Source organism: Ruegeria profundi (assembly GCF_001507545.1).
In the GTDB taxonomy this organism is placed as follows: domain Bacteria; phylum Pseudomonadota; class Alphaproteobacteria; order Rhodobacterales; family Rhodobacteraceae; genus Ruegeria; species Ruegeria profundi.
The window spans coordinates 116,695-137,343 of the sequence record NZ_LQBP01000005.1 but is presented as its reverse complement, the minus strand read 5'-3'; the positions used below and the strand labels follow the sequence as shown (position 1 = coordinate 137,343).

Annotated in this window: 22 protein-coding genes; 16 read left to right on the top strand and 6 right to left on the bottom strand. The window is 57.6% G+C overall.

Going from position 1 to position 20,649, the window contains the following annotated elements; translation table 11 throughout:
• The first annotated feature begins 59 nt into the window (after window positions 1–59).
• The 7 genes from AVO44_RS11015 to smpB all read left to right on the top strand — a co-directional run bounded on the left by AVO44_RS11015 (window position 60) and on the right by smpB (window position 5,010).
• Window positions 60–704, top strand: coding sequence for a queuosine precursor transporter (locus AVO44_RS11015; protein ID WP_068336762.1), 645 nt, complete (start codon window positions 60–62; stop codon window positions 702–704).
• Between the two features lie 262 nt (window positions 705–966).
• Window positions 967–1,386: an alternative ribosome rescue aminoacyl-tRNA hydrolase ArfB gene (gene arfB / locus AVO44_RS11010; protein ID WP_068336759.1), complete on the top strand. Its 420-nt coding sequence runs from the start codon at window positions 967–969 to the stop codon at window positions 1,384–1,386.
• A gap of 54 nt (window positions 1,387–1,440) precedes the next feature.
• Window positions 1,441–2,187: an SDR family oxidoreductase gene (locus AVO44_RS11005; protein ID WP_068336758.1), complete on the top strand. Its 747-nt coding sequence runs from the start codon at window positions 1,441–1,443 to the stop codon at window positions 2,185–2,187.
• A 9-nt stretch (window positions 2,188–2,196) separates the two neighbouring features.
• Entirely contained in the window at window positions 2,197–3,219 is a 1,023-nt protein-coding gene (locus AVO44_RS11000) for a P1 family peptidase (protein WP_068336756.1), read from the top strand.
• 105 nt (window positions 3,220–3,324) lie between these two features.
• Window positions 3,325–3,738 (top strand): c-type cytochrome, encoded by a 414-nt coding sequence (locus AVO44_RS10995; RefSeq protein WP_068336754.1) that lies wholly within the window; start codon window positions 3,325–3,327, stop codon window positions 3,736–3,738.
• Between the two features lie 205 nt (window positions 3,739–3,943).
• Window positions 3,944–4,486 (top strand): isopentenyl-diphosphate Delta-isomerase, encoded by a 543-nt coding sequence (gene idi / locus AVO44_RS10990; protein ID WP_068336747.1) that lies wholly within the window; start codon window positions 3,944–3,946, stop codon window positions 4,484–4,486.
• 47 nt (window positions 4,487–4,533) lie between these two features.
• A complete protein-coding gene (gene smpB / locus AVO44_RS10985) occupies window positions 4,534–5,010 on the top strand; it encodes an SsrA-binding protein SmpB (RefSeq protein ID WP_068336745.1) in 477 nt (158 codons plus the stop codon).
• Between the two features lie 13 nt (window positions 5,011–5,023).
• On the opposite strand, the gene glpK is transcribed toward smpB, so the two are convergent.
• From glpK to panB, 3 genes are all read right to left on the bottom strand, one after another.
• Window positions 5,024–6,502, bottom strand: coding sequence for a glycerol kinase GlpK (glpK, locus tag AVO44_RS10980; RefSeq protein ID WP_068336743.1), 1,479 nt, complete (start codon window positions 6,500–6,502; stop codon window positions 5,024–5,026).
• A gap of 67 nt (window positions 6,503–6,569) precedes the next feature.
• Complete coding sequence (gene panC / locus AVO44_RS10975) at window positions 6,570–7,415, bottom strand: pantoate--beta-alanine ligase (RefSeq protein ID WP_068336740.1); 846 nt, start codon at window positions 7,413–7,415, stop codon at window positions 6,570–6,572.
• Window positions 7,412–8,251: a 3-methyl-2-oxobutanoate hydroxymethyltransferase gene (gene panB, locus AVO44_RS10970; protein ID WP_068336736.1), complete on the bottom strand. Its 840-nt coding sequence runs from the start codon at window positions 8,249–8,251 to the stop codon at window positions 7,412–7,414. The genes panC and panB overlap by 4 nt, the downstream gene beginning before the upstream one ends.
• Before the next feature lie 168 nt (window positions 8,252–8,419).
• Here panB and AVO44_RS10965 point away from each other — a divergent pair, with 168 nt between their 5' ends.
• The 6 genes from AVO44_RS10965 (at window position 8,420) to AVO44_RS10940 (ending at window position 15,901) form a co-directional block, all read left to right on the top strand.
• Window positions 8,420–9,907 carry an ABC transporter substrate-binding protein gene (locus AVO44_RS10965; protein WP_068337317.1) on the top strand — a complete coding sequence of 496 codons (1,488 nt, stop codon included), beginning with the start codon at window positions 8,420–8,422 and terminating at the stop codon, window positions 9,905–9,907.
• A 71-nt stretch (window positions 9,908–9,978) separates the two neighbouring features.
• On the top strand, window positions 9,979–11,055 hold the full coding sequence (locus tag AVO44_RS10960) for a ligand-gated ion channel (protein ID WP_068336733.1): 1,077 nt from the start codon (window positions 9,979–9,981) through the stop codon (window positions 11,053–11,055).
• A gap of 10 nt (window positions 11,056–11,065) precedes the next feature.
• Window positions 11,066–12,013, top strand: a complete 948-nt coding sequence (locus AVO44_RS10955; protein WP_068336730.1) for an ABC transporter permease — start codon at window positions 11,066–11,068, stop codon at window positions 12,011–12,013.
• A complete protein-coding gene (locus tag AVO44_RS10950) occupies window positions 12,010–12,825 on the top strand; it encodes an ABC transporter permease (RefSeq protein WP_068336726.1) in 816 nt (271 codons plus the stop codon). The genes AVO44_RS10955 and AVO44_RS10950 overlap by 4 nt, the downstream gene beginning before the upstream one ends.
• On the top strand, window positions 12,822–14,420 hold the full coding sequence (locus AVO44_RS10945; RefSeq protein WP_068336724.1) for an ABC transporter ATP-binding protein: 1,599 nt from the start codon (window positions 12,822–12,824) through the stop codon (window positions 14,418–14,420). Before AVO44_RS10950 ends, AVO44_RS10945 begins: the two co-directional genes overlap by 4 nt.
• Window positions 14,421–14,449: 29 nt before the next feature.
• Window positions 14,450–15,901, top strand: a complete 1,452-nt coding sequence (locus AVO44_RS10940) for an aldehyde dehydrogenase family protein (RefSeq protein ID WP_068336721.1) — start codon at window positions 14,450–14,452, stop codon at window positions 15,899–15,901.
• Between the two features lie 3 nt (window positions 15,902–15,904).
• Here the strand turns inward: AVO44_RS10940 and pncB are convergent, their stop codons facing one another.
• Entirely contained in the window at window positions 15,905–17,197 is a 1,293-nt protein-coding gene (pncB, locus tag AVO44_RS10935) for a nicotinate phosphoribosyltransferase (RefSeq protein ID WP_068336718.1), read from the bottom strand.
• 166 nt (window positions 17,198–17,363) lie between these two features.
• On the opposite strand from pncB, the gene AVO44_RS10930 reads away from it, so the two are divergent.
• On the top strand, window positions 17,364–17,897 hold the full coding sequence (locus tag AVO44_RS10930) for a hypothetical protein (protein ID WP_068336715.1): 534 nt from the start codon (window positions 17,364–17,366) through the stop codon (window positions 17,895–17,897).
• Here AVO44_RS10930 and pncA read toward each other — a convergent pair.
• Entirely contained in the window at window positions 17,894–18,487 is a 594-nt protein-coding gene (gene pncA / locus AVO44_RS10925) for a bifunctional nicotinamidase/pyrazinamidase (RefSeq protein WP_068336713.1), read from the bottom strand. The two genes, AVO44_RS10930 and pncA, sit on opposite strands and share 4 nt — an antisense overlap.
• Window positions 18,488–18,584: 97 nt before the next feature.
• Between pncA and trhO the strand changes: the two genes are divergently transcribed.
• Both trhO and AVO44_RS10915 read left to right on the top strand, forming a co-directional pair.
• Window positions 18,585–19,490: an oxygen-dependent tRNA uridine(34) hydroxylase TrhO gene (gene trhO, locus AVO44_RS10920; RefSeq protein WP_068336712.1), complete on the top strand. Its 906-nt coding sequence runs from the start codon at window positions 18,585–18,587 to the stop codon at window positions 19,488–19,490.
• 75 nt (window positions 19,491–19,565) lie between these two features.
• Entirely contained in the window at window positions 19,566–20,069 is a 504-nt protein-coding gene (locus tag AVO44_RS10915; protein WP_068336710.1) for a potassium channel family protein, read from the top strand.
• A 4-nt stretch (window positions 20,070–20,073) separates the two neighbouring features.
• Here AVO44_RS10915 and AVO44_RS10910 read toward each other — a convergent pair whose 3' ends face one another.
• On the bottom strand, window positions 20,074–20,403 hold the full coding sequence (locus AVO44_RS10910) for a hypothetical protein (RefSeq protein WP_068336708.1): 330 nt from the start codon (window positions 20,401–20,403) through the stop codon (window positions 20,074–20,076).
• Between the last annotated feature and the right edge of the window lie 246 nt (window positions 20,404–20,649).

Here is a 20,649-nt window from a genome sequence, read left to right as displayed (position 1 = left end):
TGCCTTGGGATGAGCCCGGGGCCAAGTCGCCGCCACCTTGTCAAAACGGGCATCTGAAAATGCAACGCAGCTTTATTCCCGGCATCATTGCCATGGCCTCGATTGTTGTGGCCTCAAACATCCTGGTCCAGTTCCTGATCCTTGACGGGTTGCTGACCTGGGGTGCTTTCACCTATCCGCTGGCCTTCCTCGTCACGGACATCATGAACCGTGTCTACGGCGCGGCAACGGCCCGCAAGGTCGTGTTTGCCGGGTTCATCACCGGTATCATCTGCTCGCTGATCGGTAGCCAGATCATGTTGCAGGGTGATGGTTTTACCTATGCCGCCGTACCGCTGCGGATCGCGGTCGCGTCGGGGACCGCCTTTCTGATCGCGCAGCTGACCGATGTAACCGTATTCAACGCAATGCGCGGTGGCCGGTGGTGGCGCGCGCCGCTGGTGTCGACACTCGTCGGATCGGCGCTGGACACCGCGCTGTTCTTCACCATCGCGTTTTCGGCGTCGATCACCATGTTCGGCGCCAATGCGGACGCTGCAATCAACTGGGCGTGGGAGCCTGTGCCCTTCATGCTGACCGGGCCAATTGCACCTTTGTGGGTGACGCTGGCTTTTGCCGATTGGCTGGTTAAGCTGTCGCTGGCCCTGATCGCGCTGATCCCGTTCAAGGTGATCGTTGCGCGGCTGACCGCCCAGCCCGCGTAAAAAAATGCTTTGAGATTGGCACAACTTGTGCCACGCTCAGTCTCAACCGCAATAGTTTGAAAGGAGGTGATCCAATGTCGAGAAAGGGATTGGAGAGAGGTGTCGGAACAACCGGGGGGATCGCCTGTTAAGGCAGCCCTTGGCGGAGCGCTCGCTCCGGCTGGTCGATTGATCTAACCGACCCACCCTCCTGTACTTTCGAAGGGCCGTCCCACCGGGGCGGCCCTTTCTGTTTCTGCACGACCCTTGTAAGGTCGCGCCAATGTTGCGCATCACCGACGATATCACTCTGCAAGACTGGGAAATGACCGAGAGCTTTGTGCGCTCGTCCGGTCCCGGCGGGCAGAATGTGAACAAGGTCTCAACGGCGGTTGAACTGCGGTTCGAGGCGGCGCGCTCTCCATCGCTGCCGGATCCGGTCAAGAACCGGCTGAAACGGCTTGCCGGGCGCCGCTGGACCAAAGATGGCGCGATCATCATTCAGTGTGAGGAAACCCGGTCGCAAGCCCGAAATCGTGAGATTGCCCGCGCCCGGCTGGCTGAGCTGATCACACGAGCCCTCGTCAAACCCAAACGGCGGATCGCAACCAAACCCACTTACGGATCGGTCAAACGGCGGCTGGCGGCAAAAAAGGCGCGGTCGGATGTGAAGGCGCTGCGCGGCAAGGTGGCAGAAGATTGATCTGGTAGTTTTACCGCACCTTGCTAGTCTGGCCCCGCAAGGGAGAGCAAGACCATGAGGTTAGAGGGAAAAACCGCAATCGTGACAGGCGGCGCTTCAGGCTTTGGGGCCGGGATCGTGCAGAAATTCCTGTCCGAAGGCGCGCGGGTCATGATCGCCGACATAAACGGCGACGCGGCCGAGGTTCAGGCAAAGCAACACGGGCCAAATGCTATAGCTCAGATGGTTGACGTGGCGGATGCGGCTTCGGTGCGCGCCATGGCAGACATCGCACAAGAGCGATTTGGCCGCTTGGACATTCTGGTCAACAATGCTGGCGTCACGCATTTGCCGATGCCGCTGGAAGAAGTCAGCCCAGAAGATTTCGACCGTGTGTACAACGTGAACATGAAGTCGGTTTACCTGACCGCGCAGGCGTTTGTGCCCGCAATGAAGGCGAACGGTTCAGGCGCGATTCTGAACGTCGCATCGACGGCGGGCCTGTCGCCGCGCCCAAACCTGAACTGGTACAATGCCTCGAAAGGGTGGATGGTCACTGCGACCAAGACCATGGCGGTGGAGCTTGCGCCCTTTGGCGTGCGCGTGAACGCGATCTGTCCGGTGGCCGGGGAAACGCCGCTGCTGAAATCGTTCATGGGCGAAGACACGCCAGAGATGCGTGCCAAGTTCCTGTCAACCATCCCGCTGGGCCGGTTTTCCACACCCGAGGACATGGGCAATACCGCCTGCTTCTTGTGCTCGGACGAGGCTGGCATGATCACCGGCGCTGCGTTGGAGGTTGATGGTGGACGCTGCATTTAAGGACCACGCATGAAACCAGGAACCAGGAATCTGATCACCGATGTCCCCGGCGTTCTGGTTGGAAACGCGCAGGATGACGGGTTGAAATCCGGCACGACTGTTTTGACGTCGGATCAAAGTTTGACCGCTTCGGTTCATGTTATGGGCGGGGCACCAGGGACCCGCGAAACCGATCTTCTGGCGCCAGACAAATCGGTGGCTCAGGTGGATGCAATCGCCCTGTCCGGGGGGTCGGCTTTCGGGCTGGATGCCTGTTCTGGAGTGTCAGATGCGCTGCGCGCCCAGGGCCGCGGCTATCCGGTAGGTAACACCAAGGTCCCGATCGTACCCGGAGCGATCCTGTTCGACCTACTGAACGGCGGCAACAAGGATTGGGCTGAAAACCCCTATCGTGTGTTGGGGCGCTCAGCATTCGAGAACGCCGCGCAGGATTTTGCACTGGGTACGGCAGGTGCGGGAACCGGCGCGTTGACGGCGCGACAAAAGGGCGGATTGGGATCAGCCTCATTGGTGTTGGAAAATGGTATCACTGTAGGTGCCCTTGTCGCGGCCAACCCAATGGGCAGCGTGACCACGCCGGGGGACAAACATTTCTGGGCCGCGCCGTTCGAAATCGATGCCGAGTTTGGCGGATTAGGGTCTGATTCCAAGGTGGGTCTGGGTCTGCCCGTTCCCAGCCTTAAGGCGCAGGCTATGCAGTTGGTTGGATCGGATAAGGGTAACACCACCATCGCGATTGTGGCCACGGATGCCGCCCTCTCAAAACCGCAATGTCAGAGATTGGCCGTTGCCGCACATGATGGCATTGCCCGCGCCATTCTGCCTGCGCACACGCCGGGCGATGGCGATCTTGTGTTTGGCGTCAGCACCGGCGCGCGCGCGGTGGACACCGAAGCCCAACTTGGGTTGATCGGGCACGCGGCCGCGCTCTGCCTGTCGCGGGCCATTGCGCGGGCGGTCTATCTGGCGACTCCATCAGACAAAGATCTTCTGCCGTGCTGGTCCAATCTGCGCAACGAACAGTCCAAGTGACATCACTGTTGCGCTGGGAATTACCACCACGCGGCAATCTGCGCATTGACTCCACCCGGAACCAACGATCCTGTCGGCACAGCCAAAACTACGGAGCAAAAAGTTATGAATCGCGTCCTTGCCACCGCAATTGTGGGTCTGTTGGCCCTTCCCGCCTATGCTGAAGGAGATGCCGAGGCTGGAAAGAAAGCTTTTAACAGATGCAAGTCATGCCACATGATCGCGACCCCAGATGGCGACGTGATTGTCAAAGGCGGACGGACTGGCCCCAACCTTTATGGCATCGCTGGCCGCACGGCAGGCACGGTGGAAGACTTCAGATATGGTGACAGTCTCGTCGCTGCCGGTGAGAATGGCCTGGTCTGGGACGAAGCCATTTTCGCGGAATATACGCAGGATCCCAAGGCGTTCCTGAAATCCTATCTGGATGACACGGCTGCCAAATCCAAGATGTCGTTCAAGCTGAAATCTGGCGGCGAAGACGTCTACGCCTATATCGCAAGCCTGTCGGCCGAATAGGGCCTGAGGCCTTACATACCGAAAAGTTACAAAAGGCCGCAGCCCCTGCGGCCTTTCGTGCGATTGATAACTTGTCCGATCAGCGCCACCTTTTACAAATCGTGTTCATCGTGCTTTCGCGTGATGCCACAAAGCCAAGCCGATCCGACGGCAGCCAGTTTCGACCTTTTCCGCCGCTCGGCGGATCGCCAGCAGGAGACGACAGATGGGTATTATGATCCCGGCCTGGGTTGACGGCGAATTGACCCCAGTAGACAAGCTTGAGGTGCATGAAAAGGGTCTTCGGCACAAGGCGGTGTCGGTCTTTGCCGTTCGCGGGACCGAGATCCTGCTGCAACGCAGAGCCTTGGGGAAGTATCATACGCCGGGCCTCTGGGCGAATACCTGCTGTACTCATCCCGATTGGGGTGAAACGCCCTCGGAATGCGCGGTGCGTCGCCTGCGTGAAGAATTGGGGATCACCGGCCTGTATCCCGAATACCGCCATCGTCTGGAATATCACGCCGATGTTGGTAACAACATGATCGAACACGAGGTCGTGGACATCTTTCTGACCCATGTTCGCAGCCCGCTAAAAATCGAGCCGAACCCAGACGAAGTCATGGATATCCGCTGGATTGATTACCACGATCTACTGGCCGAAGTGCAGCGCCACCCGCAGCGCTTTACGCCGTGGCTGAAGATCTATCTGCACAACTATGCCGACACGATATTCGGCCCCGACCTGATGTTTGCTGCCACGTCCTGACATCCTTGGCTTGCAAGGGCGGCTCAAGCCGCCTAAATCAACGCGTCATGGCCAAACAGAAGACAGACCCGAATTACAAAGTGATTGCCGAAAACCGGCGCGCCCGCTTCGATTACGCGATCGAAGAGGATATCGAGTGCGGCATCGTGCTTGAAGGGTCCGAGGTTAAATCCCTACGTGCGGGCGGGTCGAATATAGCTGAGAGCTATGCCACGGTCGATAACGGAGAGCTTTGGCTGATCAACAGCTATATCGCGCCATATGAGCAAGCCAAGGTATTCAAACACGAAGAGCGCCGCCGCCGCAAGCTGCTGGTCTCGCGCAAAGAGCTTTCAAACCTTTGGAACGCGACCCAGCGCAAGGGTATGACGCTGGTGCCGCTGGTTTTGTATTTCAACCACAAAGGCCGGGCCAAGCTAAAAATCGGCATCGCAAAGGGCAAAAAGCTACACGACAAGCGTGAAACCCAGGCCAAAAGGGACTGGTCACGTCAGAAACAAAGGCTGATGAAGGATCACAGCTGATCCCTCACCATTCTCAGAACGCCATGGCAGCAGCGACCGCGCGCTGCCAGCGGGCATAGGCGGCATCACGGTCCTCGGCTGACAGTTTCGGCTCGAACCGGCGATCCAGTGCCCAGGTTTTCGAAAACCCTTGTTGGTCTGGATAAACCCCCGCGCGCATTCCGGCTAGCCACGCAGCACCCAGAGCGGTGGTTTCCTGCATGACAGGGCGGTCGACGGCGGCACCCAGGTAGTCTGACAGCCCCTGCATCGCCCAGTCCGAAGCACTGGCCCCGCCATCTACGCGCAGGGTGACCTCGGTATCTACGCCCCAGTCGCCCTGCATGGCATGCCACAGGTCGCGGGTCTGGTAGGCGATGCTTTCCAGCGTTGCCTTGGCAAATTCTGCGCGGCCGGAATTGCGGGTCAGGCCAAATATCGCGCCCCGGCAATCGGGCTGCCAATATGGCGCGCCGAGTCCGGTAAAGGCAGGAACAAGTACAACGTGCTGATTCGGATCGGCCTGTTGGGCCAGTTCGCCGCTTTCAGGGGCCGTTTCGATGATCTTCAGGGCATCCCGCAACCATTGTACCGCAGCCCCGGCCACAAAAATCGACCCTTCCAGCGCATATGTCCGTTGCCCATCCAGTTGGTAGGCAATTGTTGTAAGCAGGCGGTTCTTTGACGTGACCGGCTTGTCGCCCGTGTTGAGCAGGGCGAAACAGCCGGTGCCATAGGTCGATTTCATCATGCCGGGCTGGAAACAGGCCTGCCCGATCGTGGCGGCCTGCTGATCGCCGGCAACGCCCAGAATTGGGATTTTTCCCCCTAATAGGGTCGTATGTCCAAAGTCCGAGGCGCAATCATGCACCTCGGGCAGCATGTTCATGGGCACATCCAGCAGGTCGCAAATCTCGACGCTCCACTCCCCCTTGTGAATGTCAAACAGCAGGGTTCGGGCGGCGTTGGTTGCATCGGTGGCGTGGTTGCGACCTTCGGACAGGCGCCAGATCAGGAAACTGTCGATGGTGCCGAACATCAGCTCTCCGGCTTCTGCGCGGGCGCGGGCACCCGGAACGTTGTCCAACAGCCATTTGACCTTGGTGCCAGAAAAATAGGGGTCCAGCAAAAGCCCGGTCTGAGAGGTCACGTCATCCTCGCACCCGGCTTGCTTGTAACGCGCGCAAATATCGGCGGTACGGCGATCCTGCCAGACGATGGCGTTGTAGATTGGTTGGCCCGTGGCGCGGTCCCAGACGACAGTGGTTTCACGCTGGTTGGTGATTCCGATACCGGCGATCTGCTCTGGTGTGACGCCTGTGCTGTCCATCACCTCGCGGCAGACACGCAGAACGCTTTCCCATATTTCCTCGGCATCATGTTCAACCCAGCCTTCCTGCGGGAAATGCTGGGTGAATTCGTGCTGCGCCGTGCCTGCGCGCTGCATATTGGCGTCAAACAAAATGGCCCGTGATGATGTGGTGCCCTGATCAATAGCGAGAATATAGGTCATTCCTCGCGCCCCTCCCATTTGCTTTTGCAGGACTTTAGCGCAAACACCGCCGGACGTGCCAGTGCGTTCAGACAGCAATATTGTCGATCAGTCGTACACCGTCCGCCCACGCTGCCGCAAACAGTCGGGCGGGGCGTTGCGTCACGTGGGTCAAAGGTTCCAGCGTTTCAGCACACCGCAGTTGAATATACTCGACTTGCGTAAAACCCGCGGCCAGCAAATCCGATTCAGCTTGTGGAGCCAAAGCCTCGAAGGCCGCACCCTGTTTCAGGGCCAAGGCCAGATTGGTCATGATCCGGTATTTGTTGGCCGCAACTTCCAACCCTTGGGGCGAAAGACGCAGGTTGCGCGACGACATCGCCAACCCCGAGGTTTCGCGAATAGTTGGGCAGCCGACCACCTCAATCGGGATGTCCAAATCGCGGGCCATGCGGCGGACAGTCATCAGTTGTTGATAGTCTTTTTCGCCGAAATAGGCCCGATCTGCCTGCGTTTGCAGGAACAGCTTGGCCACAACGGTGGCAACGCCATCGAAATGTCCCGGACGGAATTCGCCCTCCATCACATTGGTCAGACCCGCGACAGAGACTGTCGTGGCAAAGCCTTGCGGATAAACCTCTTGGGGGTCAGGCACATAAATCGCATCAACACCGTAGGGGGCCAGTTTTTGTGCGTCTTCATGCTCAGTCCGTGGGTAGTTTACCAGATCTTCGGGGTTGTTGAACTGTTTTGGGTTTACAAAGATCGTGACAATCACACGGTCGGTGCCAGCTTTGGCGGCTTCGACCAGGGACAAATGCCCCTGATGAAGTGCGCCCATCGTGGGGACGACTCCGATGATTTCGCCATGGCGATGCCACGTGGTCGTCAGCGCGCGCAATTCGGTCAGGCGGCGCAATATAGGGGCGTTCATGTCGCGGACCCTTTGGCCGGGGCGTGATCTGCAAACACATGTTCGTCGGCAGGAAACGCACGGGAACGTACGTCGGCCGCGTATTCTGCGATGGCATCTTCGGCCTGCTGCCCTAATTCGGCATAGCGTTTGACGAATTTCGGCTTAAACGCGGTAAAAAAACCCAGCATATCGTCAACAACCAGAATTTGCCCGTCACACCCTGCTGAGGCGCCGATTCCAATGGTCGGAATCGCAATCTCGGCGGTGATTCGGTCGGCCAGACCCTGCGGTATTTTCTCAAGCACCACGGAAAACGCGCCTGCCTCGGCCACAGCATGCGCATCTGCCAATACGGCCTGCGCTTGCTGATCACGGCCTTGCACCTTATAACCGCCCAGCGTGTTGATCGACTGCGGTGTCAGCCCGATATGCGCCATCACCGGAATGCCGCGCCGAACCAGAAAGCGGATCGTTTCGGCCATTTCCACGCCGCCTTCCAACTTGACCGCACCTGCACCGGTTTCCGCCATCAGCCGGGCGGCGTTGCGAAACGCCTCTGCCGGATTGTGTTCATAGCTGGCAAAGGGCATGTCGATCACCATCATCGCATTATGTAGCCCGCGCGAAACGGCCTGACCATGCAGCACCATCATCTCCATCGTCACGCCCAGCGTCGATTCCAGCCCATGCAGCACCATACCCACGCTGTCGCCGACCAGAACAAAATCGCAATGCGCGTCCATCAACTGGGCCACCGGCGTCGTGTAGGCCGTCAGTGAAACCAAAGGCGTGCCGCCTTTCCGGGCGCGAATATCCTCGGCATTGGGGGCTTTTTTGCGGGCGGTGGCGCTCATGGTCGCTCCTCCGGAGTTCATGTTGCAGCGCGGCATAGCAGATTGAACAGGGTCATAGAAACCCCGGTTGCGCGAACATTTCCTTGATTGAACCAAGGTTTAAAGGAACATTGTTTCTACAAAGCCCGCAAAACAGCGGGGACAGTTATGCAACGCGGGGAGATTTTCATGACTAAGCAAGCGTTTCGATCATTTGCTTCTGCGCTGGTTTTAGGGACCAGCGTCTTTGCCACGGGGGCTTTGGCCAAGTCCGACATCACCATCGCGATGCAGCTTGAGCCGCCCCACCTTGACCCCACAAGCGCCGCGGCCCAAGCCATTGATTCCGTGGTTTACACCAACATTTTCGAAGGTTTGACGCGTTTCATGGGCGATGGTTCTGTCGTGCCGGGGCTGGCCGAAAGCTGGGAAATTTCTGACGACGGTACGATCTATACCTTCAAGCTGCGTGAGGGGGTCGCGTTCCATGACGGCACCGCAATGGATGCCGAGGACGTCAAGTTCAGCCTTGATCGCGCCATGGCCGAAGACAGCGTCAATGCACAAAAAGCGCTGTTTGCAGGGATCGAAAGTGTTGAGGTGGTCGATCCCCTGACCGTCAAAGTCACCCTGTCCGAACCAAACGGCAATTTCCTGTTCAATATGGCATGGGGCGATGCGGTTATCGTGGCGCCTGAAAGCATCGAAACGATTCAGACCAATCCAGTGGGCACGGGGGCGTTTACTTTCGGCGACTGGGTGCAGGGCGATAGCATAGTCCTGAACCGCAACCCGAACTACTGGGGCGAACAGCCCGCGTTAGAGACTGCCACCTTTAAATTCATCTCGGACCCGACGGCAGCGTTTGCTGCCATGATGGCTGAAGACGTGGATGCATTCGACAACTTCCCTGCCCCCGAAAACCTGCCGCAATTCGAAGCTGATCCGCGGTTTCAGGTGATTGTCGGTTCGACCGAGGGCGAAACGATCCTGTCGACCAACAACAAGCAACCTCCTTTCGACGACATACGCGTGCGGCAGGCTCTGGCCCATGCCATTGACAGGCAGGCTATCATTGATGGGGCGATGTTTGGTTATGGCACACCCATTGGCACGCATTTCGCACCTCACAACCCGGCCTATGTCGATCTGACCGGAACCTCGAACTATGATCCGAAAAAGGCAGCTGAGCTGTTGACCGAAGCGGGGTATGCAGACGGGTTCGAAACCACGCTGCACCTGCCGCCACCCGCATATGCCCGGCGCGGAGGCGAGATCATCGCCGCACAACTGGCCGAGGTTGGTATCAAGGCCGAGATCATCAACGTCGAATGGGCGCAATGGCTGGAATCGGTCTTCAAGGGAAAGGATTTCGGCCTGACCGTCATCAGCCATACCGAGCCGATGGATATCGGTATCTACGCGCGGCCCGACTATTATTTCCAGTATGACAGCCTGGACGCCCAGACGCTGATGCAGACGCTGAATGCAACTACGGACCCGGACGAACGCAAAAAGCTGCTGGAAGAGATGCAGCGCCTGATCGCGAGTGATTTCGTCAATGGCTACTTGTTCCAGTTGGCCAAGCTGGGGGTCGCAAAGACCGGCGTTCAAGGCCTGTGGGCAAACGCGCCGACCGCGGCGATTGACCTGACCCAGATCAGTTGGGCCGAATGACAAAACCCCGTTCGGGCCCCTTGCCTGCTCGGGGCCCGGCATATCAATGCTGATGGTGAGTTTTTTCGATCATGGGACGTTGCATTAAGGTACTGGCGTTCTTTCTTGCCGCCTTGTTGCTTCCTGGGGAGCTAGGCGCGCAAGGATTGTTTCATGGGCACCACGACAGGCTTGTTGGAACACCGGACAACCCTCTTCAGGTGGGTGTTGGTATCAAGATCGATCAAATCACCGACGTCAATCAAAAGGCCGAGAACTATGGCGCCGTCGTTGTCCTGCGACTAGAGTGGACAGATCCCACGTTAGCATTCGACCGAGAAGCCATGGGGCGAGATTTTCGGGTATTTGATCCTCCGGCTTTCGTTACCCATGCGAGCAACCTCGATACAGTTATTCCGGCATTTGTCATTCACAATCAGCAATCGAACCGGTGGATTCATGAATCAGCCGCTGCTCTACGCTATGATGGACATGTTACCTTTATCGAAAAATCCTCTCTGACCTTACAGGCACCGCATTTCAATTTTGTCAAATTCCCATTCGACACGCAGGAGTTTCATTTTGAGGTTGCCTCGGTATTCCCGTCCGAGTTTGTTCGCTTCTATTCACTCGATGCATTTTCAGGCTTGGGAGACATGCTGGGTGAAGAGGAGTGGATTCTTGGAAACGAAAGACTCCTTGCTTCGACCACCATTGGCTTGTCCGGAAGGGAAAGTGATCAGGTAGAGCTTGTGTTCACGGGCACACGGCATCTGACCTACTACGTTATTCGAATCTTTCTGCCTATGCTCGTTCTGATCACCGTGGGCTGGGCCCTGTTCTTCCTGGATGAATACCAAAAAAGGATCGAGATCGCCGGCGGCAACTTGTTGGTTTTTGTGGCCTTTAACTGGGCGATTTCTGCTGACCTGCCAAAACTGGGATATCTGACGTTTTTGGATTTTGTTCTGCAATGCATGTTTCTGATGACCGGCGCGATCATAGTTTTTAACGTCGCCTTGCGAAGGATGAAGACTTCGGGCCGGGTAGGTAGTGCAAAGATGCTTGATAATTACGCGATCAAGTGGATCTATCCACTTGGATACGCAGCAATTGTCGGCTACGCGATTTTTGCCTATCTGCTGGACCCGGGGTTTATGTCACCCTAACGTAGCCCCAATGCTCCGCTATACCCTTAAACGCCTGATATCCCTGCTGATCAGCCTTATGGTTGCCTCCGTGGTCATCTTTATGGTGATCGAGGTTGCACCCGGTGATCCGGCCTCGTTCATGCTGGGTGTGAACGCGCAAGAGGACACTCTGGTCGCGTTGCGGGCCGAGTTGGGGTTGGATGTGCCCAAGGTTCAGCGGTATTTCAACTGGGTCAGCGGTATGCTGGTGGGGGATTTCGGAACATCCTATACCTATCGCACGCCAGTATCGCAGATGATCGCGGATCGGCTTTGGGTTTCGTTGCCCTTGGCGCTTTATGCGCTGGCACTGTCCACCCTGATCGCGTTCCCGGCCGGGATTTACGCTGCTGCACGCCGGGGCAAGCCGGGCGACCTGACGGTGATGGGGGCGACACAACTGGGTATTGCGGTGCCCAATTTCTGGTTTGCGATGATGCTGGTGCTGATCTTCGCAATCAACCTTCGATGGTTTAACGCGGGGGGGTTTGCAGGTTGGGAAAACGGCCTGTGGACGGGTCTGCATTCACTAACCCTGCCTGCCATCGCACTCGCCCTGCCGCAAGCCGCGATTTTGGCGCGGGTCATGCGATCGTCGCTTTTGGATATTCTAGGTGAGGATTTCATGCGCACCGCCCGCGCCAAGGGGGTGTCCCGCCGTCAGGCGTTGTGGCGGCACGGTGTGCGCAACGCTTTGATCCCGGTTCTGACGATCATCGGGCTGCAATTCTCTTTCCTGTTGGCGGGGTCGATCATCATCGAAAAGGTGTTCTACCTGCCGGGCTTGGGACGGCTAGTGTTTCAGGCGATCTCCGCGCGCGATCTGATTGTCGTGGAGTCAGTCGTCATGCTTCTGGTCTTCGCTGTCATCACGGTCAATTTTCTGGTCGATCTGGCCTATGCCGCCGTCGATCCAAGGCTAAGGAGCCGGACATGAGCCGCAATCTGATCCTTGGCGCGCTGCTGTCATCGCTGGTGCTGCTGGCGGCGTTGCTGTCGTTTTTCTGGACACCTTATGACTATGCAGCGCTGGATATCCCGAACAAGTTACAGCCCCCGAGTATACAGCATTGGTTCGGAACAGACCATTTCGGGCGCGATATGTTCTCGATGATCATGATCGGCGCGCGAACATCCATTGCGGTGGCCCTGGTGGCAGTCGGTATCGGGATGACGCTGGGCATTCCGCTTGGCCTTATGGCCGCAGCGCGCAAGGGCACCTGGCTGGACGAGGTGATCATGCGCGGTAACGATCTGGTCTTTGCCTTCCCATCGCTGGTTATCGCCATCCTGATCACCGCGATCCTTGGCGCTGGCGCAATCAATGCAATCATCGCCATCGGCATCTTCAACATTCCTGTCTTTGCCCGCATCACACGCGGGGCGGCGCTTTCTCTTTGGGAACGCGAGTTCATTCTTGCCGCGCGGGTCTCGGGCAAGGGCGCGGCGCGGATCTCAGCAGAACATATCCTGCCCAATGTGGCCAATTTGCTGATCGTGCAGGGAACCATCCAGTTCTCGCTTGGGATTTTGGCAGAGGCAGGCTTGTCCTATGTCGGACTAGGCGCGCAACCGCCAACGCCCAGTTGGGGGCGGATGCTGGCTGATGCGCAGACAATGGTCAGTTTTGCCCCGCATTTGGCTCTGATTCCGGGTCTGGCGATCATCGTCACCGTGATGGGTCTGAACCTGTTGGGCGACGGGTTGCGAGACTGGCTGGACCCCCGCATCCGGGTAGCACGCGCATGAGCCTGTTGCGAATTGAAAACCTCTCACTATCGATACACAGCGTTGAGATTCTGAAACGCGTCAACCTGTCAATCGCACCCGGTCAGATTGTGGCCGTAACCGGTGAAAGCGGCTCAGGCAAGTCGATGACGGCGCTGGCCGTGATGCAATTGCTGCCGAACGGAGCACAGGTAAGCGGGTCCGTTTTGCTTGAGGACCAGAACCTGCTGACGCTGTCTGAGCCCAAGATGTGCACCTTGCGCGGTGCCTCGGTCGGCATGGTGTTTCAAGAGCCGATGACAGCCCTGAACCCGGTCAAAAACATCGGCGATCAGGTGATGGAGACGATCCTGATCCACAAGGCCATGTCACGCAGCCAGGCTCAGGCGCGCGCGCAAGAGGTGTTGACGCGCGTTGGTCTGCCTCAAGACCGGTTCCCGCTGTCACGATACCCGCATGAACTTTCCGGCGGTCAGCGCCAGCGGGTCGTGATCGCAATGGCCATCGCGCTGCGGCCCAAGCTGTTGATTGCGGATGAACCAACCACCGCGCTGGATGTGACAACACAGGCACAAATCCTCGACCTGCTCAAAGGGCTGGTGCGCGAATTCGGGATGGGCCTGTTGATGATCACCCATGATCTGGCCGTTGTGGCCGACATGGCGGATAAGATTGTTGTCATGCGCCATGGTGAGGTGGTTGAAAGCGGGGCCACAACCGACCTGCTGCACAACATGCAACACCCTTACACACGGATGCTGTTCAAGGCCTCGGGCCATCAGGTGACCCTGCCAGAACGGCCGCAGCCTCAGCCATTGCTTGAGGTCAGGAACGTCATCCGAACGTATCGCTTGCCGCGGAAAGGGTTGTTCGACATTCCGGAACATCACCGCGCTGTTGATAACGTCAGCTTTGCCTTGAACCGGGGTGAACGCCTTGGCCTTGTCGGAGAATCCGGTTGTGGAAAATCGACCCTAACAAAGGCAATTTTAGGGCTGGATGAGGTACAGGCAGGTGAGATCCGATTGGATGGCCAAGCGGTTTTTTCAGGCCACAAACCCAACCTCGCAGTCCGACGAAAGATGCATGTGGTGTTTCAGGACCCATATGGCAGTTTCAACCCACGTCACCGCGTGGCCCGTTTGATCGCCGAACCTTTTCACCTGCTTGAAACTCCGCCCACAGGGTCCGAGCGACAGGACCGCATCGCGGAAATGCTCAGAGCTGTGGGTCTCAGCCCGGATGATGCAGACAAATACATTCATGAGTTTTCAGGGGGCCAACGGCAGCGGATCGCCATCGCCCGCGCCTTGGTCATACAACCTGAGCTGATCCTGTTTGATGAGGCGGTCTCGGCCCTTGACGTTTCGGTCAGGGCGCAGATCCTCGACCTGCTTGCCGAACTCTGCGCCACCTACAGCCTGACCTACCTTTTCATCAGCCACGATCTAAGCGTCGTCCGCACGATCACTGACCGGGTGATGGTGATGCAGGCGGGAAAGATCGTCGAAGAGGGCGAGACTGAACAGGTCTTTGCCCAGCCCAAACACCCCTATACTCAAAGCTTAATCAACGCCGCACCGACTTTACCAGAGATCAGCGACAACGTCGCGTGAGCGGGTTTAGACCCTAAGGAGAAGAATTGATGTCTCATCCAATCTGGTTCAACACCGAGTTATGTCTGATCGGCGGCGAATGGGTCAGACCGGTTTCGCGGGAAACACTGTCACTGACCAACCCATCGGACGGATCGGAACTCTGCCGGATTGCGCGCGGCGACATAGCGGATATCGGCGCTGCGGTGCAGGCGGCGCAAAAGGCATTGGACGGCGATTGGGGGCGAAAAACTGCGTTGGAGCGGGGGCGCATCCTAACGCGGCTGGGGCAGTTGGTGCTGGAAAAGGTCGATGACCTCGCACAGCTTGAAGCGATGGATGTGGGCAAGCCGCTTACGCAGGCACGTGCGGATGCGGTGGCATTGGCCCGGTACTGCGAGTTTTATGGCGGCGCGGCGGATAAGGTGATGGGTGAGACCATCCCGTATCTGGATGGCTACACAGTCTACACCCTGCGCGAACCGCATGGCGTCACGGGCCATATCGTGCCGTGGAATTACCCGATGCAGATCATTGGCCGCTCGGTCGGGGCGGCGCTGGCGATGGGCAACGCCTGCGTCCTGAAACCCGCGGAAGAGGCCTGCCTGACCGCACTGGCCTTTGCCCACCTGGCGCAACAGGCCGGCCTGCCGGCTGGCGCGCTAAACGTCATGCCCGGTCTTGGGGTCGAGGCCGGGGCAGCATTGTCAGCAAATCCGGGTGTGCATCATATTTCCTTCACCGGCTCGGTTGCGACTGGCGCGCTTGTCCAGCAGGCCGCCGGGCGCAACGTGGTGCCGGTGACGTTGGAATTGGGCGGGAAATCCCCGCAGCTGGTGTTTGACGATGCCGATCTTGATGCCGCCCTGCCCTTTTTGGTGAATGCAGGTATTCAGAATGCCGGGCAGACATGCTCGGCTTCATCCCGAATTCTGGTCCAGCGCGGTGTGTATGATCAGGTCAAAACGCGCATGGCAGCGGCGTATGCCAACCTGAAGGTTGGCCCTGCGCAAGAGGATTTGCCGCTCGGCCCCCTGATTTCAGCACGCCAGAAAGACATTGTAGAAGGCTTTTTGGCCAAGGGGTCTGATCTCAGCATCGCGGGTCAGGGGCGCATCGTTGACCATGCGCCAGAAAACGGTGCCTATGTCCAGCCTACTCTTTTTGCTGATGTTCCACCGGATCACGTCTTGGCCCAAGATGAAATTTTCGGCCCTGTACAGGTTCTGATTCCCTTCGACACCGAGGAAGACGCAGTTCAGATCGCCAACGCGACGGAGTATGGATTGGTCGCCAGCATCTGGACCCGCGATGGAGCCCGCCAGATGCGGCTGGCAAAACAGCTTCGCTCGGGACAGGTATTCATCAACAATTACGGTGCGGGTGGCGGGGTGGAACTGCCATTCGGCGGCGTGGGTAAATCCGGTCATGGCCGGGAAAAAGGGTTCGAGGCGCTCTATGGGTTCTCACAAGTAAAAACCGTGGCAGCGTATCACCGTTAGGGTCTAAACAATGACTTCTACCGATTCCTGCGCACCCACACCAAAGATCCGCTTGTAACGCGTGATCTCATCTTTCGGACCCATTGCCTTTTCCGGGTTGTCCGACAGTTTCACGGTCGGTCGGCCATTGGCCGAAACCGCCTTGCAAACCAGTGAGAATGGCGCCAGCGCGTCATTCGGGACCAGGCCGCGGAAATCATTTGTCAGCAACGTGCCCCAGCCAAAGGACACTTTGGTGCGATGGGCGAATTGGCTGTGCAGCTCCTGGATTTTCCCAACGTCCAATCCATCCGAGAAAATGATCCGCTTTTGCGTCGGGTCTTCGCCGCGCGATTTCCACCAGTTGATAGCAATCTCAGCCCCCGCAGCCGGATCGCCACTGTCTACGCGTATGCCGGTCCAACCCGCCAGCCAGTCCGGCGCGCGGTCCAGAAATCCTTGGGTTCCGTAGGTGTCGGGCAGAATAATGCGCAGGTTCCCATCATGTTCTTCGTGCCAGTCGCTCAGTACATCATAGGGGGCTTGCGCCAGATCTTCATCTGAATCGGCCAGCGCGGAATAGACCATCGGCAGTTCATGCGCGTTTGTACCGATCGCTTCAACCTCGCGCCGCATGGCAATCAGACAGTTCGAGGTGCCGGAAAACGCGGGCCCCAAGCCTTCTATCATCGCCTGCACGCACCAGTCCTGCCACAGAAACGAATGTCGGCGCCTAGTGCCAAAGTCCGCGATTCCCAAGCCGTCGATCTTGCGTAGCTTTTCGATCTTTTCCCAGACACGTGTCATGGCCCGAGCATAGAGCACTTGTAGCTCGAACCGGCGCATTTGGTTCAGAACCGCACGTGACCGCAGCTCCATCAGCACGGCCAGCGCCGGAATTTCCCATAGCATGACCTCATGCCACTTGCCCTCGAACGTCAGCTCATACTGATCGCCTTTCCGCTCAAGGTGATAAGGCGGCAGGCGCAGATTTTCGAACCATTCCATGAAATCTGACCGGAACATCTGACGTTTGCCATAGAAGGTATTGCCGCGCAGCCAGGTGCTTTCGCCCCGACTGAGACCCAGCGAGCGAATGTGATCCAGTTGCTCGCGCAGCTCACCTTCGTCGATCAGATTCGCCAGTGGAATGTGATTCGACCGGTTGATCAGCGAAAAAACCACATCCGTTTGGGGCTTATTTCGAAACACTGACTGGCACATCAGCAGTTTGTAGAAGTCTGTGTCGATCAAAGACCGTACAATCGGGTCAATCTTCCATTTATGATTGTACACACGCGTCGCAATATCGACCATGGTAAAACTCCTGCGATTTCCGTTGTTAGATCAATAGGTGCGCGGATTAGCAAGAGTCGCTAAATTGATAACAATGACAAGTTGAGGTCACAAATCGAGCAAATTGTGTGGTCTTTTCATTGGTTAGTGAAAAGAAGGGGTTGGAAGAACAAGGTTTAGTTAGTGAATGGTTCTTGAGTACGATTTTGATATTGTGGCGATCGCACCGGACGAAGTCGATCCCGAACATGGTGTTGCCGCCATGAAGGGTCACCGGGCCGTTCGCGCGTCTTTTCGCAACGCCCGAACCATCGCGGCCTTGCACAGCGCGTCCCCTAAGATTCGCCGCATATTTCTGGAATCCGGGTTCAGCCTGGAATCAAAAGGCAATGGCCTGCCACACGGGTATTACCGGTCCGAGGATGCCGCAGATCGCGAGCGTATTTTAAAGCGGCTGTTTGCAAACATCCGAAATATGGGTGTTCAGGGCGAATACTGCGGCGATTTCGACTTCTGGCAATTTCTGGATGATGTGCGGCGCGCCCGACCAAGAGCAGAAATTACCCGCGAGGTACCGGACTGGACACCAAAGGCCCGGCAAGCCGAGGTGAAGAAACCAAAGCGGCGCTCGATCCAGGGTCGGATCGGCTTTGCACTTGGGCTGGCGGTGATCGTGATTGTCGTTCTCAGGTACCTGGCGTCCCAGGGCACCACACCCTAAATCAGCGCAACGCCCGCATCTCTCATCGCTGTTTCGGCGGCGGTCAGCGACCCGTCCATATCAATGGCGCGACAAGCGTCCATACGAACGGCTACGTCAAACCCTAGCCGCGCAGCATCCACGGCCGAGAAATGGACGCAGAAATCTGTTGCCAGTCCGACAAGGGTCAACCTGTTGATCCCGCGGGTCCTCAGATACCCCTCCAGCCCGGTTGGGGTCGTTTGGTCATTTTCAAAAAAGGCGGAATAGCTGTCGATTGTCGGGCGGAACCCCTTTCGGATAATCAGGTCGCCATCTGTGCGCAAGTCCGGGTGAAACGCCGCGCCTTGTGTTCCCTGTACGCAATGATCCGGCCACAACACCTGTGGGCCATAGGGCATTTCAGTAAGGTCAAACGGGTTTTTCCCGTTGTGAGAGCTGGCGAATGAGGAATGCCCCTCCGGATGCCAGTCCTGCGTCAGGATTACTGCATCAAAGTCGTCCATCATGGAGTTGATCGGGGCCACGATCTCATCCCCGCCGGATACGGCCAACGCACCACCGGGGCAGAAATCGTTCTGGACGTCGATTACAAGCAGGGCATGGGTCATCGCGGTCTCCGTCAGGTTGCCACATCGGTAAGCGGATGAAAGGGGGGCGTCAATCCAATCCCTTGCGACTCTTTCAGCGCGGGTTTAGACCGCGCACATGTACACGATTGCCGCCTTATATCATTTCACCCGTTTCCCCGACCACGCTGCCCTGCGCGAGCCGTTGATACAGCTATGTCGCACGCAAGGGGTCAAAGGCACACTGCTGCTGGCGCAAGAGGGGATCAATGGCACCATTGCCGGGCCACGAGGGGGGATCGACGCGGTACTGGCACATATCCGTGCCCTGCCCGGCTGTGCCGATCTGGAATGGAAGGAGGCGACCGCCGATCATCCACCCTTTGGCAAGATGAAAGTCCGCCTGAAGAAAGAGATCGTGACAATGGGCCAGCCGGATATCGATCCCCGTGCCCGCGTCGGCCACTATGTCGACCCCGAGGATTGGAACGATCTGATCCGTTCAGACGATGTTGTGGTGATCGACACTCGCAACGATTACGAAGTGGCAATTGGTACGTTTGAAGGCGCAATAGACCCTGAAACAGCCAGTTTCCGCGAGTTTCCGGCCTGGTGGGCGGAGAATAAGGATCGGTTCCATAACAAGCGCGTCGCGATGTTCTGCACCGGCGGCATCCGCTGTGAGAAGTCGACGAATTTTCTGTTGGGCCAAGGGGTTGAGGATGTGTATCACCTGAAGGGTGGCATCCTGCGCTATCTTGAAGAAATGCCTGCCGCAGACAGCGCCTGGCAGGGTGAGTGTTTTGTATTCGACAATCGTGTCTCGGTCGGGCACGGGCTGGTCGAAGGCCCGCACAACCTGTGTCACGGGTGCCGCCGTCCGATCCTGCCCGAAGACATGAAGCGCCCTGAATACGAACATGGTGTGTCGTGCCACAACTGCATTCATGAGACATCCGAGGCCGACAAGATGCGCTTTCGCGAGCGGCAGAAACAGATCGCCCTGGCACGCCAGCGCGGACACGAGCATCTGGGCACCGACTAAGGCACTGATAAACAAGGTTGCAGGGGCGGGTCGGAAAGCCGATCATCATACCCGTATCACCCGACCGGAGGTATCATGCGCCGCGAACCAAAAACGCTGGAAGAGTGGAAGTCGACCCTGGTCGCCGCGCTTGGCCTGGTGATTGTCAGCTTCGTCGCCTGGTTTGGTCTGTCCCGTCTGAGTGAGACGACTGCCGGCGACAAGATCGGTACGGCGACAACGATACTGCTGATGATCTGGCTGGTGTCGCAGACCTGGTACTCAATGACTCAGGTCAAATCGCCAAAGCGCCAGCTTTTACTGATGGGGATATCTTTTATACAAGTCGTCCCCTTCCTGTTTGCCGCCGTCTACGGCTCGTTCGGGTATTACGACCTGTGTGTTGTCGGCGCTAAAGGGCCATCCGATGTCCTGTATTTTTCATACGTCACCTTTACGACGGTGGGCTTCGGCGACTTGCGTCCTGCGGGGCTGTGTCGTGGGCTGGCCGTGGCCGAGGCGATTACCGGTTACATCCTGTTAGGCCTGTTCGTCGCCGCGGCTGTCGGGATTTACGCGCGCGATCACAAAAGGCAATGACTGCTTACTTGTTGCGGTCGATCCAGATGGACATCGCGTGCTTGTCGCGGAAACACTCGGACGGGATCGGCCTACGTTTGCTGCGCGAGATACGTTCGGCAAAAGCGACCTGTTTGCCTGTGGGATAGTTGGCGAAAGGTGACGGGTCATGCGGTTTGTGCGCCGAAATCCAAGCCGACATTGACTTACGGTCGCGCTGCGCCTCAACAGGAATTTCCAACGCGGACTGTTTGGCGATGGCGCGGGCATAGCGCATCTGTCGGTCGGTAACGGGTAGCAGGTGATAGTCGTTTGACGGGCCGCCCAAGGCGGTGCTTTGCGTGTGTTGTGCCATCGGATGTTCCTCTGACTGTATAGAACAAAGATGGAACATTAACAGTTTATTTCAAGTGGGGGCACGGGGGACTCGGCGGAAATATGCCAGGCCAGCCTTTTTTGACTGACAAACCAAAAAAGATAACTCCACAGAAACCGGACCTCTGCGCCTGTTCCCGACATTTCGCGTCGGGAACAGAGCATAAGCTGGCCGTGACCTGTGGCTGACTTTCCTGAACGGGCACGCAAGCACACGATCAGGAGG

Bases quoted from the DNA above. Each gene is read 5' to 3' on its own strand.
- AVO44_RS11015 (WP_068336762.1), top strand. From the start codon at position 60: ATGCAACGCAGCTTTATTCCCGGCATCATTGCCATGGCCTCGATTGTT.
- arfB (WP_068336759.1), top strand. From the start codon at position 967: ATGTTGCGCATCACCGACGATATCACTCTGCAAGACTGGGAAATGACC.
- AVO44_RS11005 (WP_068336758.1), top strand. From the start codon at position 1,441: ATGAGGTTAGAGGGAAAAACCGCAATCGTGACAGGCGGCGCTTCAGGC.
- AVO44_RS11000 (WP_068336756.1), top strand. From the start codon at position 2,197: ATGAAACCAGGAACCAGGAATCTGATCACCGATGTCCCCGGCGTTCTG.
- AVO44_RS10995 (WP_068336754.1), top strand. From the start codon at position 3,325: ATGAATCGCGTCCTTGCCACCGCAATTGTGGGTCTGTTGGCCCTTCCC.
- idi (WP_068336747.1), top strand. From the start codon at position 3,944: ATGGGTATTATGATCCCGGCCTGGGTTGACGGCGAATTGACCCCAGTA.
- smpB (WP_068336745.1), top strand. From the start codon at position 4,534: ATGGCCAAACAGAAGACAGACCCGAATTACAAAGTGATTGCCGAAAAC.
- glpK (WP_068336743.1), bottom strand. From the start codon at position 6,502: ATGACCTATATTCTCGCTATTGATCAGGGCACCACATCATCACGGGCC.
- panC (WP_068336740.1), bottom strand. From the start codon at position 7,415: ATGAACGCCCCTATATTGCGCCGCCTGACCGAATTGCGCGCGCTGACG.
- panB (WP_068336736.1), bottom strand. From the start codon at position 8,251: ATGAGCGCCACCGCCCGCAAAAAAGCCCCCAATGCCGAGGATATTCGC.
- AVO44_RS10965 (WP_068337317.1), top strand. From the start codon at position 8,420: ATGACTAAGCAAGCGTTTCGATCATTTGCTTCTGCGCTGGTTTTAGGG.
- AVO44_RS10960 (WP_068336733.1), top strand. From the start codon at position 9,979: ATGGGACGTTGCATTAAGGTACTGGCGTTCTTTCTTGCCGCCTTGTTG.
- AVO44_RS10955 (WP_068336730.1), top strand. From the start codon at position 11,066: ATGCTCCGCTATACCCTTAAACGCCTGATATCCCTGCTGATCAGCCTT.
- AVO44_RS10950 (WP_068336726.1), top strand. From the start codon at position 12,010: ATGAGCCGCAATCTGATCCTTGGCGCGCTGCTGTCATCGCTGGTGCTG.
- AVO44_RS10945 (WP_068336724.1), top strand. From the start codon at position 12,822: ATGAGCCTGTTGCGAATTGAAAACCTCTCACTATCGATACACAGCGTT.
- AVO44_RS10940 (WP_068336721.1), top strand. From the start codon at position 14,450: ATGTCTCATCCAATCTGGTTCAACACCGAGTTATGTCTGATCGGCGGC.
- pncB (WP_068336718.1), bottom strand. From the start codon at position 17,197: ATGGTCGATATTGCGACGCGTGTGTACAATCATAAATGGAAGATTGAC.
- AVO44_RS10930 (WP_068336715.1), top strand. From the start codon at position 17,364: ATGGTTCTTGAGTACGATTTTGATATTGTGGCGATCGCACCGGACGAA.
- pncA (WP_068336713.1), bottom strand. From the start codon at position 18,487: ATGACCCATGCCCTGCTTGTAATCGACGTCCAGAACGATTTCTGCCCC.
- trhO (WP_068336712.1), top strand. From the start codon at position 18,585: ATGTACACGATTGCCGCCTTATATCATTTCACCCGTTTCCCCGACCAC.
- AVO44_RS10915 (WP_068336710.1), top strand. From the start codon at position 19,566: ATGCGCCGCGAACCAAAAACGCTGGAAGAGTGGAAGTCGACCCTGGTC.
- AVO44_RS10910 (WP_068336708.1), bottom strand. From the start codon at position 20,403: ATGGCACAACACACGCAAAGCACCGCCTTGGGCGGCCCGTCAAACGAC.